This is a genomic window from Pedobacter antarcticus, assembly GCF_900112985.1.
Classification (GTDB): domain Bacteria; phylum Bacteroidota; class Bacteroidia; order Sphingobacteriales; family Sphingobacteriaceae; genus Pedobacter; species Pedobacter antarcticus.
Genome location: NZ_FONS01000001.1, coordinates 157,342 through 174,154 on the forward strand (window position 1 = coordinate 157,342; position 16,813 = coordinate 174,154).

The 16,813-nt window shown below is 41.8% G+C and carries 16 protein-coding genes; 12 read left to right on the forward strand and 4 right to left on the reverse strand.

The genetic code is table 11. The annotated features are described in order from the left end of the window. Window positions 1-14 precede the first annotated feature (14 nt). On the reverse strand, window positions 15-1,169 hold the full coding sequence (locus BM192_RS00705) for a galactokinase (RefSeq protein ID WP_088775951.1): 1,155 nt from the start codon (window positions 1,167-1,169) through the stop codon (window positions 15-17). 151 nt (window positions 1,170-1,320) lie between these two features. Between BM192_RS00705 and BM192_RS00710 the strand changes: the two genes are divergently transcribed. The 6 genes from BM192_RS00710 to BM192_RS00735 all read left to right on the forward strand — a co-directional run bounded on the left by BM192_RS00710 (window position 1,321) and on the right by BM192_RS00735 (window position 6,766). Then, window positions 1,321-2,346: an aldose epimerase family protein gene (locus BM192_RS00710; protein ID WP_037437848.1), complete on the forward strand. Its 1,026-nt coding sequence runs from the start codon at window positions 1,321-1,323 to the stop codon at window positions 2,344-2,346. A 124-nt stretch (window positions 2,347-2,470) separates the two neighbouring features. Continuing rightward, on the forward strand, window positions 2,471-3,121 hold the full coding sequence (locus tag BM192_RS00715; protein WP_037437850.1) for a DsbA family oxidoreductase: 651 nt from the start codon (window positions 2,471-2,473) through the stop codon (window positions 3,119-3,121). A 26-nt stretch (window positions 3,122-3,147) separates the two neighbouring features. Beyond that, the gene (locus BM192_RS21095) at window positions 3,148-3,750 is read left to right on the forward strand and encodes a phosphatase PAP2 family protein (protein ID WP_037437851.1); all 603 of its coding nucleotides are present in this window, start codon (window positions 3,148-3,150) and stop codon (window positions 3,748-3,750) included. A 53-nt stretch (window positions 3,751-3,803) separates the two neighbouring features. After that, a complete protein-coding gene (locus BM192_RS00725) occupies window positions 3,804-5,666 on the forward strand; it encodes a TonB-dependent receptor plug domain-containing protein (protein WP_037437852.1) in 1,863 nt (620 codons plus the stop codon). A 73-nt stretch (window positions 5,667-5,739) separates the two neighbouring features. Continuing rightward, window positions 5,740-6,456 (forward strand): pirin family protein, encoded by a 717-nt coding sequence (locus BM192_RS00730; protein WP_037437853.1) that lies wholly within the window; start codon window positions 5,740-5,742, stop codon window positions 6,454-6,456. Between the two features lies 1 nt (window position 6,457). After that, a complete protein-coding gene (locus tag BM192_RS00735) occupies window positions 6,458-6,766 on the forward strand; it encodes a hypothetical protein (RefSeq protein ID WP_037437855.1) in 309 nt (102 codons plus the stop codon). Window positions 6,767-6,824: 58 nt separating this feature from the next. Here the strand turns inward: BM192_RS00735 and BM192_RS00740 are convergent, their stop codons facing one another. Together BM192_RS00740 and BM192_RS00745 are read right to left on the reverse strand one after the other, a co-directional pair. Then, window positions 6,825-7,226 carry a YtxH domain-containing protein gene (locus BM192_RS00740; RefSeq protein ID WP_051759477.1) on the reverse strand — a complete coding sequence of 134 codons (402 nt, stop codon included), beginning with the start codon at window positions 7,224-7,226 and terminating at the stop codon, window positions 6,825-6,827. 177 nt (window positions 7,227-7,403) lie between these two features. Continuing rightward, complete coding sequence (locus BM192_RS00745) at window positions 7,404-7,868, reverse strand: DoxX family protein (protein ID WP_051759475.1); 465 nt, start codon at window positions 7,866-7,868, stop codon at window positions 7,404-7,406. A gap of 148 nt (window positions 7,869-8,016) precedes the next feature. Between BM192_RS00745 and BM192_RS00750 the strand changes: the two genes are divergently transcribed. The 6 genes from BM192_RS00750 to BM192_RS00775 all read left to right on the forward strand — a co-directional run bounded on the left by BM192_RS00750 (window position 8,017) and on the right by BM192_RS00775 (window position 15,879). Continuing rightward, window positions 8,017-8,754 (forward strand): phosphatase PAP2 family protein, encoded by a 738-nt coding sequence (locus tag BM192_RS00750; RefSeq protein WP_037437812.1) that lies wholly within the window; start codon window positions 8,017-8,019, stop codon window positions 8,752-8,754. Window positions 8,755-8,782: 28 nt separating this feature from the next. Next, the gene (locus BM192_RS00755) at window positions 8,783-9,130 is read left to right on the forward strand and encodes a hypothetical protein (protein WP_037437810.1); all 348 of its coding nucleotides are present in this window, start codon (window positions 8,783-8,785) and stop codon (window positions 9,128-9,130) included. 53 nt (window positions 9,131-9,183) lie between these two features. Then, on the forward strand, window positions 9,184-11,808 hold the full coding sequence (locus tag BM192_RS00760) for an MGH1-like glycoside hydrolase domain-containing protein (RefSeq protein ID WP_037437809.1): 2,625 nt from the start codon (window positions 9,184-9,186) through the stop codon (window positions 11,806-11,808). Between the two features lie 28 nt (window positions 11,809-11,836). Further along, a complete protein-coding gene (proB, locus tag BM192_RS00765) occupies window positions 11,837-12,916 on the forward strand; it encodes a glutamate 5-kinase (RefSeq protein WP_051759473.1) in 1,080 nt (359 codons plus the stop codon). Between the two features lie 52 nt (window positions 12,917-12,968). Next, on the forward strand, window positions 12,969-14,213 hold the full coding sequence (locus tag BM192_RS00770; protein WP_037437814.1) for a glutamate-5-semialdehyde dehydrogenase: 1,245 nt from the start codon (window positions 12,969-12,971) through the stop codon (window positions 14,211-14,213). Between the two features lie 157 nt (window positions 14,214-14,370). Continuing rightward, window positions 14,371-15,879, forward strand: coding sequence for a malate:quinone oxidoreductase (locus tag BM192_RS00775; protein ID WP_037437808.1), 1,509 nt, complete (start codon window positions 14,371-14,373; stop codon window positions 15,877-15,879). Here BM192_RS00775 and BM192_RS00780 read toward each other — a convergent pair. Next, complete coding sequence (locus BM192_RS00780; RefSeq protein ID WP_037437807.1) at window positions 15,869-16,744, reverse strand: lysophospholipid acyltransferase family protein; 876 nt, start codon at window positions 16,742-16,744, stop codon at window positions 15,869-15,871. The two genes, BM192_RS00775 and BM192_RS00780, sit on opposite strands and share 11 nt — an antisense overlap. Between the last annotated feature and the right edge of the window lie 69 nt (window positions 16,745-16,813).

A 16,813-nucleotide genomic window follows, 5' to 3' on the forward strand; every position in this document is an offset into this window, starting at 1 on the left:
GCGCAAAATTAAAATTAAATAGCAGATACGCCATGGCCTATTTCACTCTTATATACTTCGCATGCATAACCGATCTTCTGTAGATAGTCTGCCTTGATTTTCAGCTCGAAATCTTCCAGGCTTTCTTTTTTAACCAGGGCAATTGCACAGCCGCCAAATCCGGCACCCGTCATTCTGGCTCCGGTAACACCTGCATAATTTGCACAGAAGGCTACCAGTGTATCGAGTTCCTCACCGCTTACCTCATATAAGTTTTGAAGGGAATCGTGCGAGGCGAACATTAAACGTCCAAATTCTTCAAGATTGCCGGCATTTAAAGCTTTTGCAGCCAAACCTACACGGTCATTTTCGCGAATTACATGAGTCGCTCTTTTTAAAACAGTTTCGTCTGTGATCAGGTGGCTATGCAGAGCGAATTTCTCAGCGTTCAGCTCACATAAATTATTGAGGTGAATTTCCTGGTTGAGCGCTGCCAGTGCTGCTTCGCATTCTGCAACCCGCTCATTATATTTAGATTCTGCCAGTTCCCGGGGTTTATTCGTGTTAATAATAATCAGTTCATGGTCACCGATCTCGCAGTCTACTTGTTTAAAGTCAAGCGTATCGCAATTCAATAACATGGCTTTCGCTTTCTCGCCAAATGCAACTGCAAATTGATCCATAATACCGCTGTTCAGACCAATGAAATTATTCTCCACGTATTTACTAAGCTTAACCAGCGACAATTTATCTATATCCAGATTCAGGTAGGAACCCAGTGCATAGGCTGTTAGAACCTCTATTGATGCCGAAGAGGAGAGCCCTGAACCAATTGGGATATTTCCGCTGTACAGAAAATCGAAACCGACTGGAATGGTATAATCTTTAAGCAATTCATTAATTACGCCCAGCGGATAATTATACCAGTCTTTACCTTCTTTTGTATAACTTTCCTGCATTGGAATTACAGCTTCTTCTTCGAAATTCAGACTTTTGAACCGGAATACTTTTTCCTGGTTGGGTGCAAGGCATAACAAGGTGCCGAGTGTAATCGCGCAAGGCATGACCAGGCCGCCGTTATAATCTATATGTTCACCGATTAAATTTACGCGTCCAGGGCAGAAAAACACAGCTTGAGGAGCCTGACCATAGGTGTCGGTAAATTTTCGGATCAATTCAGTTTTTATCATTTTATGTGTTCTGGTTCTAACAGCCGGTCTTTTCATACAGCAGACAAAGCCGTCTTTAAATTTATAAAACAAATCTGTTTATATCCTTATTTTACGTAGAACGAGGATAATTTATCTATTATTTGTAGTATTGTCTACGTAATATTAAAATATGAAAGAATCCCAGATCAGCACCGGAAAACATATCGATGGTAAAGAAATCTTTGCCCTAACCCTGAAAAACACTAAAGGAAGCGTTGTTAAAATCTATAATTACGGTGGAATTATCAGTGAATTTACGGTGATAAATGCAAAGGGCGAGTCGCAGGATATCGTTCTGGGGTTTGATGATCTGGATGGTTATCTGACAGAAGAATATCTCGCTGCTTATCCGTATCTGGGAGCAGTGGTTGGTCGTTTCGCCAACAGGATTAAAGACGGGCGTTATGAAATTGACGGTAAAGCCTATCAGATGGATAAAAGTCTGCATGGCGGAATTAAAGGTTTCGATCGTAAGGTCTGGGATATTCTTCCAACTATTGATCCCAGCGTAACCCTTCAATATGTAAGCCCTGCGGGTGAAGAAGGATTTCCGGGCAACCTGACGGTACAGCTTACTTATAAATTAAGCGACGATAATGAGCTGATCCTGGATTACAGGGCTTTTACAGATGCACCTACACCTGTTAATTTGACACATCATACTTATTTCAATCTAGATCCGGATAAAGGAAGCGTAGCCGGAAATATTCACCGGATACCGGCCAGTAATTATCTGAAACAAGATGCAGATTATGTGCCTACCGGAGAATTGGTGCCCGTTGCAGGTACAATGCATGATTTTCTGGCACCAAGAGCTATCGGTGCTAACTGGAACGAGGATGAAGGTTACGACCAGAGTTTCGTGCTTGACAAACCTTACGGGGAATTTGGCATGGCCTCTGAGACTTTCGACGCCAGATCTGGTTTATTATTAAGTGTTTATACAACTGAGCCCATTGCTCATTTTTACACAGCTAAACATCTCCGTGTGAATGGCGGAAAGGGCGGTAGAAATTATGGCCCGGCAGATGCTTTATGTGTAGAAACGCAGCATGCACCGAATAGCGTGAATCTCCGGGATTTTCCGGATACGATTCTCAGGCCCGGGCAGGAATACCATCAGACCACTGTTTTTCAGGTAACTGTCAGGAAATAAGCGCCTGTATTTTTACAGATCAATAAGCGCCTGTTTAAATTTATGTTGTGAAAAATTATTAGATAAATTTTAAACAGGCTCTAACATTAGAAAGATTAAATTGCCAGCTCAATTTTAAAAAATTATGAAAGTAGATATCTGGTCGGACGTCAACTGTCCATTTTGTTATATAGGTAAAAAGAAATTTGAAACTGCATTAGCGCAGTTTGAGCATGCAGACGAGGTAGAGGTAGAATGGCATAGTTTCGAGCTTGATCCTCATGCGGTGACCAATACTGAATTGAATGCTGCACAGTTCCTGGCCGATAAAAAAGGACAGACACTGGAATGGGCAATCCAAATGCAAGATCATGTTAAAAATGCAGCTGCCGAAGTCGGCCTTCAGTTTGATTTTGACAAAGCTATTATGGCTAATTCTTTTAAGGCACATCGTTTAATTCAACTGGCAAAGTCAAAAGGGCTGGCTGACGAAGTTGAAGAAGCTTTGTTTATCGCAAATTTTACGGACGGTAAAAATATAGATGATCCTGCTGTTTTACTGGAATTGGGTAAGGAATCTGGTTTGCAGGCAGACGAAGTACAGGAAATGCTGGAAGGTTATGTTTATGGCGATGACGTAAGGGCAGATGAAGAGGCGGCATCCAAAATAGGTATTAGCGGTGTTCCGTTTTTTATCATCAACCAAAAATTGGCTGTATCTGGTGCGCAGGCTCCCGAGACCTTTCTGGGTGCATTAAACCAGGCTTATCAAACTGCTGCAGAAACTGGCTCGTAGCTCCGGACCCGCTTAAATCAATCCAAATGAACAGGAACCTCATTTATTTATTACTGCTGACAGGATGCTCGTTCTGCAGTCTTCAGGTATCTGCGCAATCGGGTTTGCAACGCCTGGATGACCGGATCCTGATAGATCTGTCTAATCACAGGACGCCTAAACAGACTGATTTCATGATGTTTATTTCGAAGTACAATGATGTAGTGAATTTTGCAGTACCTGTGGGCGTTCTTGCCGGCGGTATAATTGGAAATGATAAGGGGACCCGGCAGGATGCAGCTTATATTGCATCTAGCTCCGCGGTGAATGTAATTCTCACCATGGCGCTCAAAAAACTCTTTAAAAGGCCAAGGCCTTTTGCGGCAAATGTTAAAATTAATGCGGTGTATCAACCACCGCATTACTCTTTCCCATCCGGACATACTTCTTCTGCGTTTACCACTGCGACGGCTATTTCTCAGGTTCAGAACAAATGGTACATTACTGCACCCGCTTATCTCTGGGCAGGGGCTATAGGTTACAGCCGCATGTATCTTGGCGTTCATTATCCGACTGATGTTGCAGCCGGTGCTCTGCTGGGAACGGGTTCTGCACTTTCCATGCAGTTCATGAAGAGCGACCGCAAATAAACCATAACGTTGTTCTTTTCCGGAATTGCTATATTCGCAGCAATTACCAGCAAATGAATAGATTTTTTATAGCGTTTGTGGGCTGTTCTTTAGCCTCAATTGCTGCCTACGGGCAACAGGATACTACTAATAACCTGAATGAAGTGATGGTCAAAGAGAATCGGCTGAAGATTCCATTCTCTGCACAAAACCGGAATATATGGATCATAGACCAGCAGCAGATTAAAAACCTGCCATCACGGTCAATAACAGATCTGCTGGGATTCGTAAGTGGCGTGGATATCAGGCAGCGTGGCCCCGGCGGTGTGCAGGCAGACATTAGTCTGGATGGAGGAACATTCGACCAGACGCTAATTCTTGTTAACGGTGTGAAATTCTCTGATCCGCAGACTGGCCATCACATGATGAACCTCCCTTTTTCTGTAGATGATATTGACCATATAGAGGTTCTCAGAGGCTCTGCTTCCCGTATTTACGGTTTGAATGCTTTGACTGGGGCCATTAATATTGTGACTAAAACAGCAACCCGCTCGGGTGGATCGGCCCATGTTTTTGCAGGAAGCAGTTTCCGCAAGGATGATAAAAATGGAGATCTATACACAAATTATGGTATAAGAGCGTCTGGTTCTGTGGTTCTGGACGGTTCAACTCATCTGGTTTCTGCAGGTCAGGAGGCTGGAAACGGCTACAGGCATAATACTGCTTTTAATAACCAAAAAGTATACTATCAGGGAACTTTTAAAATTAAATCGGACGTGCTGGATGTTTCTGCTGGCTATATCCACAATAATTTCGGTGCTAATGGTTATTATTCTGCCCCGGGTGACCTGGAGGCTGAAGAAACAGTAAAGACAACTACTGCATCGGTCGGTTATCAGACGCAGATTACGTCCTTCTGGACTCTCAAACCAAGATTAACTTACAGGAACAACGTTGATGATTACCTGTATATTAAACAAACTCCCGACAAATTTCATAACCACCATGTGACGCAAGTTCTGGGTGCCGAACTGAATAATGTTTTTTCGACCGGTATAGGTGATTTTGGCTTAGGGCTGGAAGCAAGAAAAGAGTTGATCAATAGTACAAATCTTGGCAAACGGAACCGGACAAATGCTGGCATTTATGGCGAATACAAATTTGACCGGGTTAAAAACGTACTGATTAACATAGGAAATTACCTGAATTACAATTCTGATTACGGCTGGCAAGCTTTTCCAGGTATTGACGCTGGATATAATTTTGCCGGAAACTGGAAGGTCTTTGTAAATGCAGGTACAGGCCAGCGTTTACCGACTTTTACTGACCTCTACTATAAAGGGCCAACCAATATTGGTAATGCAGAGCTGAAAGCAGAACGTTCTGCTTATTTGGAATCTGGTCTTAAGTATAATGGTAAAAGGTTGAATTTGAATGCTAGCATATTTGAACGCCGGATTAATAACTTTATTGACTGGGTAAAAGCTGAAGTAACAGATCCGTGGCAACCAAAAAATTTCAGCAGATTGTCTACCAGGGGCTACACTTTGAGCGCAGATTATGCGGTTCCGGTTCAGGGGCAGGTTTTCACTTCAATCAGGACCGGCATTTCTTTAACGCACCTGGATCCCCGGATGAAAACGACATTAACAGATGCACTTATTTCCAGATATTCTGTGGAATCTCTGCGTAATCAATATACTTTAACCGTATCTGGAAGTCTTTGGGATAAGCTTGACATTAGTCTAACGTCCCGGTATGCGGAAAGAATTAATTACAATGATTATGTAATTCTGGATGCAAGGGTTGGTTACCGCTTTAATAAAAGTACGCTTTACTGGGACGGTTCTAATCTGCTTAACGAACAGTTTAACCAGGCTGGGGCAGTACCTATGCCAGGTGTATGGACCACGCTGGGCTACAAAATTCAGTTCTGATTTATTTCTTGTCCTATGGTAAGATTTAAGCCAGCCAGGGGGCTTAAATTTGTATAACAAAAAATTAAAGATCATGGCACAGACAGTTTTACATACCGCAGATTCAAGAGGCGGTGCAGATCACGGATGGTTAAAAAGTTATCATACTTTTAGTTTTGCCGGTTACTATAATCCTGAACGTCTGAATTTTGGCGCACTCAGAGTATTGAATGATGATCGTGTAGACGGGGGAAGAGGTTTCGGCGAACACCCACATGATAATATGGAAATTATCTCCATTCCTTTGGAAGGTAGTTTAGAGCATAAAGACAGTATAGGTAATGTCGGCGTAATTGATCCCGGAGAAATTCAGGTGATGAGCGCGGGTACCGGCATCTATCATGCTGAATATAATAAGAACAAAAATGTTCCGGTTAAATTTTTGCAGATCTGGGTATTTCCGAACAAACGTAATGTAGAACCAAGATATGATCAGCAGATCATTCAAACGGCGGCTCACCCGAATGAACTGGTGCAAATTTTATCTCCTGATAAAAATGACCAGGGTGTATGGATACATCAGGATGCCTGGTTTAATATGGGAAATCTGGAAAAAGATCATCAGGTTGTTTATAATTTCCACAAAAAAGAGAGCGGAGTATATGTTTTCGTACTGGAAGGTAGCGTATCTGTAGATGGACAAAAATTGGCAACCAGAGATGGTTACGGTATTTGGGATACCAGCGCAATTGAAATTACAGCGGATACTGACGCCCGAATTTTATTGATGGAAGTTCCTATGGAATTTTAATATGGAAAAGGAAATCTCGATTCTGGTTATCGGTGCACATGAGGAGATCTTAACGGTGATCCTGCGTCTGCTTAATAAAATGGACAATTGGAACGCGATAGGTGTAAATTCCTGCGAGGAACTAATTAAACAATGCAGCGGAAAAAACTTCAGAGTTGTGCTGCTTGGTGGAGGGCTTTCTGCAGAGCAGGAGCAGGCCGTTAAGCAATATGTCATTGAGAAGTGCCCGGACACTACGCTTGTACCGCATTATGGAGGCGGAAGTGGCTTATTATATGCAGAGATTTACAGCGCATTGAAAACTGCCTAAAAATAAAGACATAAAAAAACCGGTCATTGACCGGTTTTTTTATATGCTTGATGTTTGGTTAAGCGTTTTTGACGGCATCTTTTGCATCGGATGCGTCGTTTTTAAGGTCTTTCACTGCCGATTTTGCATGATCAACTGCATTATCTTTTGCATCTTTCAGGTCTTCAGCAGCGTCTTGAGCTCTTTCTTTATAACCCTGGAATTTATCTTTGGCAGTGTCAGCTAAATGATCTGCACTGTTTTTAATTTTTTCTTTATAGCTACTTAGTTTTTCTTTGGCACTATCGGTCAAATCTTTTGATTTGTCAGCAATCAGGTCTCTGGTCTCTGAACCGCTTCCTGGAGCAAATAACACCCCTAATGCTGCTCCAACTGCTAAGCCTGCTAATAATGCGACTAAAACCGGGGTTTTATCTGTGTTTCTGTCCAAATGGTCATTTAATAGTTTCCTGTAATTCATGGCGTTTTTTTTATTTATTTAATTCTAATTAATTGCTGATTCCTGTTACTCGCTGTACAACAGCGTTATTTTGTAGTTAACTATTCAAAAACCAGTCCATAATGACAATCAACAAAAAAAAATATTTATAATCATTTAGTACCTGCTTATTTTGTCGATAAACAGGTACTTTATATTTTAAATCTGACTGGTATTATTTTGTTCCATTATCTGCTGGGATTTTTTGTATTCAATGGATAATTTACCATCACCCTCTATTAAAAAGCAAAAAAGTGCGATAAGTACTGTTGCCGACAACCACAATTCTGAATAGGGGCGCATAATGTGCCCCGGCATATTCACGAAAAATACTGCCGTGAAGAGTATTGGAATATTCAACAGACAAAATAAACGAGTATTCGACCCCAACGCAATTAACAGGCCCCCGATAATATGGAGGGCAATAATTGTATGCGCGATCAAACTAATCGAAACCGCTGTCCCCAGTCCGGCATTGTCCATTAAATTTGTAAATGCATGAAGGTTCATTGCGAATGCAACGCCTTTCCAAATAAGGGTAATTCCTAAAGCAATTCTAAAATAATCTACCCATTGCGGATGATTCCTATCACCCCATTCCTGAATTTTTGATACGATTTCCATAATACAAATTTTTGGTTAGCTTAATGAATGTAACAATAAATATTTGGTATTCAATGTGTTGAAAGAACTATTTTTGGGAACGTAATTTGTTTAGATTTTTTTTATGTTTATCTGATTTCTGGCTTTTGTTTTGTACTTTGAATGCCCTATGAAATTATCCCTTATTCTGCTTTCCGGATTATTTTTTCCAGGCATTTCAATGGCCCAGTATACAGATTCTGTGAGCCATCATTCTAAACCAAAAGTTGTAGAATTTATTCCAGCCGCCGCCGCCGTAGGTTATGGCTTTATAGCTTTAAACAATAATACGCTCAGAAGGTTTGATAATTACATTCACGAGCAGACCAATAGGCGTCATCCTGGCTTTAATACTTCTGCTGATGATTACCTGCGTTATCTGCCTATAGTGGCAGTTTATGGACTGGATCTGGCCGGTGTGAAAGGGAAACATAATTTTGTAGATAAATCTGCTTTACTTTTAATTTCAGGAACCTTAACCATGGGCTCGGTACACCTGCTTAAGAGCAGTAGTAACCGAATGCGCCCGAATGGTTTAAACGACTACTCTTTTCCTTCGGGTCATACGGCTACGGCATTTGCTTCAGCTGAATTTCTTAGACAGGAATACGGAGATGTATCTGTCTGGTATACAATAGGTGGGTACTCTGTAGCGACCGCTACCGGTGTTCTGCGGATGTATAAAAATTATCATTGGTTTAGTGATGTTGTTGCCGGCGCAGGATTGGGTATTTTATCGACAAAGTTCGCCTATGTTATCTACCCTTCAATCCGTAAATGGGTTACTGGAAAAGACCAGTCTAATTTCGTCATGATGCCAGTTTATCAGAACAGGGCCGCAGGGTTCGCGTTTTCAGGAAAGTTTTAGATAGTTTTGTCTCAAATTTCCCATACAAATGATAGAACCTACATTATATTTTGAAACCGTCAACAGAAACTCCATCCTGATTAAAGCTAAGAAGCCTTTTTATGACTGGATTAATTTTGTAGATCCTGAATTTCCGGTAATCCCTGAAGATGAGGGTACCATATATCTGATTAAAGAACTGCAGACCAAAGCTAAGATTGAGAACTGGCTGAAGAGGAATTTTGACCAGATCTTCCGGAATGAACTTAATGATTTTCATACCGACGAACAGGACTGGCCGCAAACCAGAACATTTAAAGTGTTCAAGGAATGGTTTTCATATGAAATCTCATCTATGATCGTCGATATGGTAGATAAACCACTAGAAAAACAGTAGACTATTTTCGGTTTTCCCTCTTCTTTATGTCTGTAATTCCTTATTATTGAATTATGAACTCCAGCCTACCGGAAAACCCTGAAAAAAAACGTCTTCTGGCTCATTATTCAAACCAGGAAAACTGGTTAAAATGGGGCCCTTACCTGAGTGACAGACAATGGGGAACTGTACGTGAAGACTATAGTGCAGACGGTGATGCCTGGAATTTCATCACGCATGAAATGGCCAAAAGTAAGGCTTTTAGATGGGGCGAAGAAGGGCTTGGCGGCTTCAGTGATGAGCGCCAGCGGTTCTGTGTCGGCCTGGCGCTTTGGAATGGCAGGGACCGGATCTTAAAGGAACGGTTATTTGGCCTCACTAATGGTCAGGGAAATCACGGGGAGGATGTGAAAGAGATCTATTATCATATTGATGGTACTCCTTCGCATAGCTATATGAAAATGCTGTACAAGTATCCGCTGCAGGAGTTTCCTTATGAAAAGCTTGTCGTAGAGAATGCCACCCGTACAAGACTTGAACCCGAATTTGAAATTATTGATACCGGCTGTTTTGATCAGAATGAATACGCAGATGTTTTTATTGAATTTGCGAAAAATGATACGGAAGATCTCCTTTTTAAATATACTGCATATAACAGGGGAACGACTGCTGCAAGGCTCGATCTGATCCCTCAGCTGTGGTTCCGTAATACCTGGAAGGCAGATCCGGCAGCAGAAAGGCCTGAGATCCTGAATCAGGGTAAAAATACGTTATATATCCGCTCTTCGGATCCAGGTGATTATCACTGTTATGCAGATGGAAACCCGGAATTTCTTTTTACAAATAATGAAACCAATAACCAGTTATTATATCAAGTACCGAATACCAGTCCTTATTTAAAGGACGGAATAAATGAGCGGATCGTCAATAACCAGAATGAGGCTGTTAACCCGGCGGGATGTGGCACTAAGGCAGCGGTATGGTATAAAACGATATTGGAGCCGGGAGTTGCCTTTACAGTGCGGCTGAGATTGAGTAAATCACGCCTGAAAGATCCATTTAATGACTTTAATGCAATTTTTGAGCAGCGGGTATCCGAAACTGATGTTTTCTACGACGGCCAGCTTCCTGAACATTGTAAAGGAGATGAGCTCAACGTCAAAAGACAAGCGCTTGCAGGTTTATTATGGAATAAACAGTTCTATAGTTTTGAAGTGAACCGCTGGTTAAATGGCGACCAGGGTGTAGTAAAGCCCCCGGCAATTAGAAAAAAAGGTAGAAATTCGCACTGGAAACATTTTGCCGCAAATGATATTCTGTCCATGCCCGATAAATGGGAGTATCCATGGTTCGCAGCATGGGATCTTGCTTTCCACTGTATTAGTTTTGCAGCGCTTGACGCAGATTTTGCAAAGAAGCAACTTTTGTTGCTCGTTAGTGCAAATTATATGCACCCGAACGGGCAGCTTCCGGCTTATGAGTGGGACTTTGGTGACGTAAACCCACCGGTGCATGCGTTGGCTACATGGCATGTTTACAAGGCAGATAAGAAGGATAAAGGCCGGGGTGATTTTAAGTTTCTTGTTGAAATGTTTAATAAACTCCTCCTTAATTTCACGTGGTGGGTTAACCAAAAGGATAGTGAAGGAAACAATATTTTTGAAGGTGGTTTCCTCGGTCTTGACAATATTGGTGTGTTTAACCGGAGCCAGCCGGTTCCGGGGGGTGGATTCCTCGAACAGGCGGACGGTACCAGCTGGATGGCTATGTACGCCCTGAATATGATGGAAATAAGTATGGAACTGGCAGTGGAAGATGATGCCTACGAAAGTATGGTAGTTAAATTCAGTGAACACTTTTTATATATAGCAGGTTCCATGGCAATTATGGGCGAGGATTCTTCTGGTCTTTGGGATGATGATGACGGCTTTTATTATGATATGCTCCGCAAGCCTGACGGTACCGCTGACAGACTTCGTTTGAGAAGTATGGTGGGACTGATCCCGATGTTCGCCCAGATCTTATTCGAGGAAGATAAATGGCTAAAACTGCCGCAACTGAAAAGCCGTTTAGAGTGGTTTTCTAAAGAGAGGTCAGACCTGGTATCTCTGGTAAGTCACTGGACGGATACCAAAGGAAATAATGAACACTTGCTCTCGCTGTTAAGAGGGCACCGGATGAAGCTATTGCTCAGAAGAATGCTGGATCCTGCTGAATTTCTGAGTGATTACGGCATCAGATCTCTTTCGGCAATTTACAGGGACGAACCATTCCGCTATGAGCTGGAAGAGCATAAATTTGAAGTAGATTATCTGCCTGCCGAAAGTGATTCAGGTATGTTTGGTGGTAACAGCAACTGGCGTGGACCGATCTGGATGCCAATGAACTATCTGATGATCTCCGCCCTGCGCGGTTTCGAAGAATATTATACAGATGAATTCAAAGTGGAATATCCAACCGGAAGCGGCCAATATTCGAGTCTTTCGGAAATCGCAGATCAGATCAGTCTGCGCCTGAAACAAATCTTTTTAAAGAACGAGGCCGGAGAACGACCCGGAATGGGTGGCAACCCCAAGTTTCATCATGATCCTTATTTTAAGGATTATATACTGTTCCATGAATACTTTGACGGTGATCATGGAAGAGGGCTTGGGGCAAGTCATCAAACTGGTTGGACAGCGCTGATTGCGCTGTTGTAAATGTTTCTCCATTCTTTTAATCTTAAACATGTCTTATTCTTATCAAAGAATTGTAGTCAAAATTGGCTCCAATGTATTAACTCTTTTTAATGGTTTACCCGATCTGGAGCGCATAGCGCATCTGGTTGATCAGATTGCCGCACTCAAAAAAAGAGGCCTGGAAGTTATACTAATCTCTTCTGGAGCAGTAGCATCTGGCCGAAGTATGATTACTATCCCTGAAAAAAAGGATAACGTTGCTGCCAGACAATTACTGGCCTCTATTGGTCAGATTAAATTGATTAATACGTATTTATCCTATTTTGAGAAGCATGGGATTCTATGTTCCCAGGTTCTGGTTACTAAGGAAGACTTCAGGGATCGGCTTCATTACCTGAATATTAAAAACTGTCTCGAGATCTTGCTGAAACACCGGGTAGTGCCGGTTATAAATGAAAATGACGTCGTATCGGTTACAGAATTGATGTTCACTGATAATGACGAGTTAGCTGGCCTGGTCGCTTCCATGCTGGAAGCGGACGCATTAATTATCTTGTCTAACGTGGACGGTATTTATACCGGAGACCCCAATCTTCCAGGTTCCGTGGTTATCACAGATGTCAGAAAGGGGAACGAGGAGATTCAGTCCGGCATCAGCATTTCTAAATCTTCATCTGGTCGTGGGGGGATGGTCACTAAATTAGGCATGGCTAATAAAGTCGCGAGTCTGGGAATTCCAGTACATATAGCGAATGGTAAAAAGGATCATATCTTAAGTTTAATTCTCGATAAGAAAATAGAACACACCTATTTTCATCCGGAAAAACAGGTTTCAGGAAAGAAAAAATGGATCGCTCATGCCTGGGAATCTGCAACAGGAAGTATAACAATTAACCAGGGGGCCAAAGAGGTTCTACTTTCCGGCCAGGCCAGAAGTTTGCTTCCTGTAGGTATAACAGAGGTGTGTTCGGATTTTAAAAAAGGTGATATCATCCGCATAATGGATACCAGCTTTAAACTTATTGGTGTAGGTATAGCAGAATATGGTGCTGATAAGGCCAGGGAAAGAACCGGCATCAAAGGGCATAAAGCCCTGGTCCACTATAATTATTTTTACCTCGTAGACTAATCTGCAGGCACAGTTTCCGTCGCAAACGGAATAATCAATGACGCAACTAATCATGGAATATATACAACAATTTGAGCTTGCCCGCGAAAGCAGCAAGCAAATGCATAATTTATCTGCTGAACTTGTCAATAAGGTATTGACGGATCTTGCAGAAGAAATAGTTAAACAAACGGTAGAGATATTAAAAGCTAATCAGCTTGATTTAAACAATATGGATCATTCTGATCCTAAATATGACCGGTTATTATTGAACCCGGATAGGGTGGCCGCTATCGCTGCCGACATTCGCAATGTGGCCACTCTTAAAAGTCCGCTAGGTGAAGTGCTGGAAAATAAAGTAATGGAAAATGGTCTCGATATCTCTAAAATTCGGGTGCCCTTAGGTGTAATCGGGGTTATTTATGAGGCAAGACCAAATGTAACGTTAGATGTGTTCGCATTATGCCTGAAAACCGGCAATGTAGCTATACTCAAAGGCGGAAAGGACGCGGATGAGACCAATCGTGCACTTTTATCGATTATCCATAGCGTTTTAGCAGAAAACAAAGTGGATTTAGGTGTCGTAACGCTTTTGCCGGCAGATCGCAAGGCTACAGAAGAGCTGTTATCTGCGAGGGCTTATGTAGACGTGATCATTCCACGCGGCAGCCAGGGATTAATTGACTTTGTCCGCGAAAACAGTAAAGTTCCTGTTATTGAAACAGGAGCCGGGATCGTACATACTTATTTTGATATTTCCGGAGATCTGGAAAAAGGTAAGGCGATTCTTTTCAATGCTAAAACCAGGCGTGTAAGCGTTTGTAATTCGCTGGATTGTTTATTGATTCATCGCGAACGGCTGAATGATCTGGCAATGCTGGTAGCACCTATGGCAGGAAAAGATGTTCAGCTATATGCCGATCCGGCGGCTTTTGAAGCGCTGAAAGGTCTTTATCCTGAAGGCTTGCTGCACCAGGCAGGACCTGAAGACTTCGGTACCGAATTTCTGGATTACAAATTAGCGATAAAAACGGTATCGGAGTTAGACGAAGCATTAAGACATATCGCTTCATTCAGCTCCAGGCATAGTGAGGCAATTATAGCCGAAGATGATCAGAAACAGACCTTATTTTTAAATGCAGTAGATGCTGCCGCCGTGTATGTAAATGCTTCTACTTCCTTTACTGACGGCGGCCAGTTTGGAATGGGTGCGGAGATCGGAATTAGCACACAAAAGTTACACGCCAGAGGTCCTATGGGTCTTTCAGAACTGACTAGTTATAAATGGATAGTCAGAGGAAATGGCCAGGTACGTTAGCTTGAAGCCAGCGACTTAGGTATCTGATAATGTATTTAGCTTACTTTATCAGCATGCCGTAAAAAAAACACCATTTAAATGAGTTTTTAGCCCTTAACTACCACTCATTATATTATTTTTGCAATCATAAAAAAAAGAATACATTATCAATCCTTCCATGACCAGTAAAAGTTCTAATTCAGATAAAGAAGCAGTCGATGTTGTGTTAATTGGCGCAGGTATTATGAGTGCTACCTTAGGAGTTCTCCTAAAAGAGTTATCACCCGATCTGAAGATCGGTATTTATGAGAGGCTAGGTGTAGCGGCAGCAGAAAGTTCAGATGCATGGAATAATGCAGGAACGGGCCACTCTGCGTTCTGTGAACTAAATTACACGCCTCAGTTGCCTGACGGAAGTGTTTCTACCGATAAGGCAATTGCAATTGCCGAGTCTTTTGAAGTGTCGAAACAGTTCTGGTCATTTCTGGTTCAGAACAAAATGGTGGATTCTCCTGATAACTTTATCAAAAGTATTCCTCATGTGAGCTTTGTATGGGGAGAGAATAATGTTGATTTTCTGCGTAAGCGTTACGAAAATCTACAGCAATGTGAATTGTTTAAAGAAATGACTTATTCTGAAGATCCGGCTCTTTTAAAAGAATGGATGCCTCTGGTAATGGAGAACAGAGATCCGGCAGATAAAGTTGCTGCCACGCGCATGACCTTAGGTACTGATGTTAACTTCGGAGCGTTAACACGTATGATGTTCAGTAAATTACAGCTTAAATCTAATGTATCTATGGAGTTTAACCAGGAGGTGCGCAAGCTGAAAAAGAAGAACGGGTTGTGGGAGATAAAAGTTAAAAATGAACTCACTGGAAAGAAGAAAGTCATAGAGGCTAAATTTGTATTTATCGGCGCTGGAGGTGGTTCTTTACCATTACTTGAGAAGTCTGATATTCCTGAAGGTAAGGGTTTTGGCGGCTTCCCGGTAAGTGGACAGTGGCTGAAATGTACAAATCCGGAAGTGATTGAAAAGCATAATGCCAAGGTTTACGGTAAGGCATCTGTTGGTGCGCCGCCAATGTCTGTACCGCATCTTGATACGAGAATGATTGATGGTAAGAAGGCTTTATTATTTGGTCCTTATGCCGGTTTTTCAACGCGGTTCTTAAAGAATGGTTCATTAATGGATTTACCACTTTCCATTAAACTCAATAATATCCGTCCGATGATTGCTGCAGGCCTTGATAACCTGCCTTTAACTAAGTATTTGATTGACCAGGTTCGACAAACGCCTGAGGATCGTCTTGCTGCTTTAAAGGAGTATCTTCCCTCTGCAGAGATGAAAGATTGGGAGCTGGAAACTGCGGGTCAGCGTGTACAGGTGATTAAAAAGGATGCTGAGCACGGTGGTATTCTGGAGTTTGGTACTGAAGTGGTTGCGGCTGGAGACGGGTCTATTGCCGCATTATTAGGTGCTTCGCCGGGTGCATCTACTGCAGTGTCAATTATGGTCACCTTGCTGGAAAAATGCTTTAAAGAGGAAATGAATACCAAAGAATGGCAAAATAAGCTTAAACATATGATTCCTTCTTACGGCCAGGCTTTAAGTAAGAACCCGGAATTAAGTAAAAAAATAAGGCTGCAGACATCTGAAACGCTAAATCTTAGCGTTACTCAGTAGGTTGATGTTTCCATCTTCTGTGGCTCCACAGCCAGTAGGTGGGATCTGAAAGGATAGTCTGTTCTAGAAAGCGGGCATGAAGTAAAGTTATTTCATGCCTGTTTTTTTGCGCTGGATTTTCCAGCAGGGGAACGCAATCCAATTCATAATACCCTCTTTTAACTACTTTTACTTTAATATAGAAAATAGGCCGGCCTGTCTTAATGGCTATTTTTTCGATGCCTTGCTGAAACGAAGTCTGCTGATTCAGAAACGTAATCCATTCATGTGATTCGTGTTTACCGGGCGTCTGATCGTTTCCAAAACAGAATAAACTGGCCTTATCTTTTGTGGCTGCAATTTCTCTTAGCGTTTGACGCATAGGGACCATACGGTTACCAAAACGCGTTCGAATATGCTTGAACCATTTGTCGAATACAAGATTGTTAAGTGGCTTGTATATAGCGTAACTATCTCCATTAACATTTAATCCAATCGCCAAAGTTCCACCTTCCCAGTTTCCATAATGAGCTGAACACGCTAATACGCTTTCACCACGATCCAGATACGCATTAATAAGATGTGCATTTTTGAATTTATAATGTTTGTTAAGCGTATTTTTAGAGATAGTAGCCATCTTGATTATTTCCATAATCACATCGGCAAGGTAAGCAAAGTACTTTCTCTCATAATTATCAAGTTCCTTGTCGGTCCAGCTGGGGAAAGAATTTTTAAGGTTGGTCCTCACTACCTTTCTTCGATATTTAAATACGCGATAGACGAAAAAGAATAAGATATCAGATATTCCATATAGCACAAACATAGGAAGACAAGAGAGCATGTAGAGGAAAAATATGGCTATATAGGAGTTAAGCTTTTGCAGCATGAATCTTTATTTGGCTGCAAACATAGATTTATTCCCCTAAATGCCCGCGGCTTTACAGTTATTTATGTG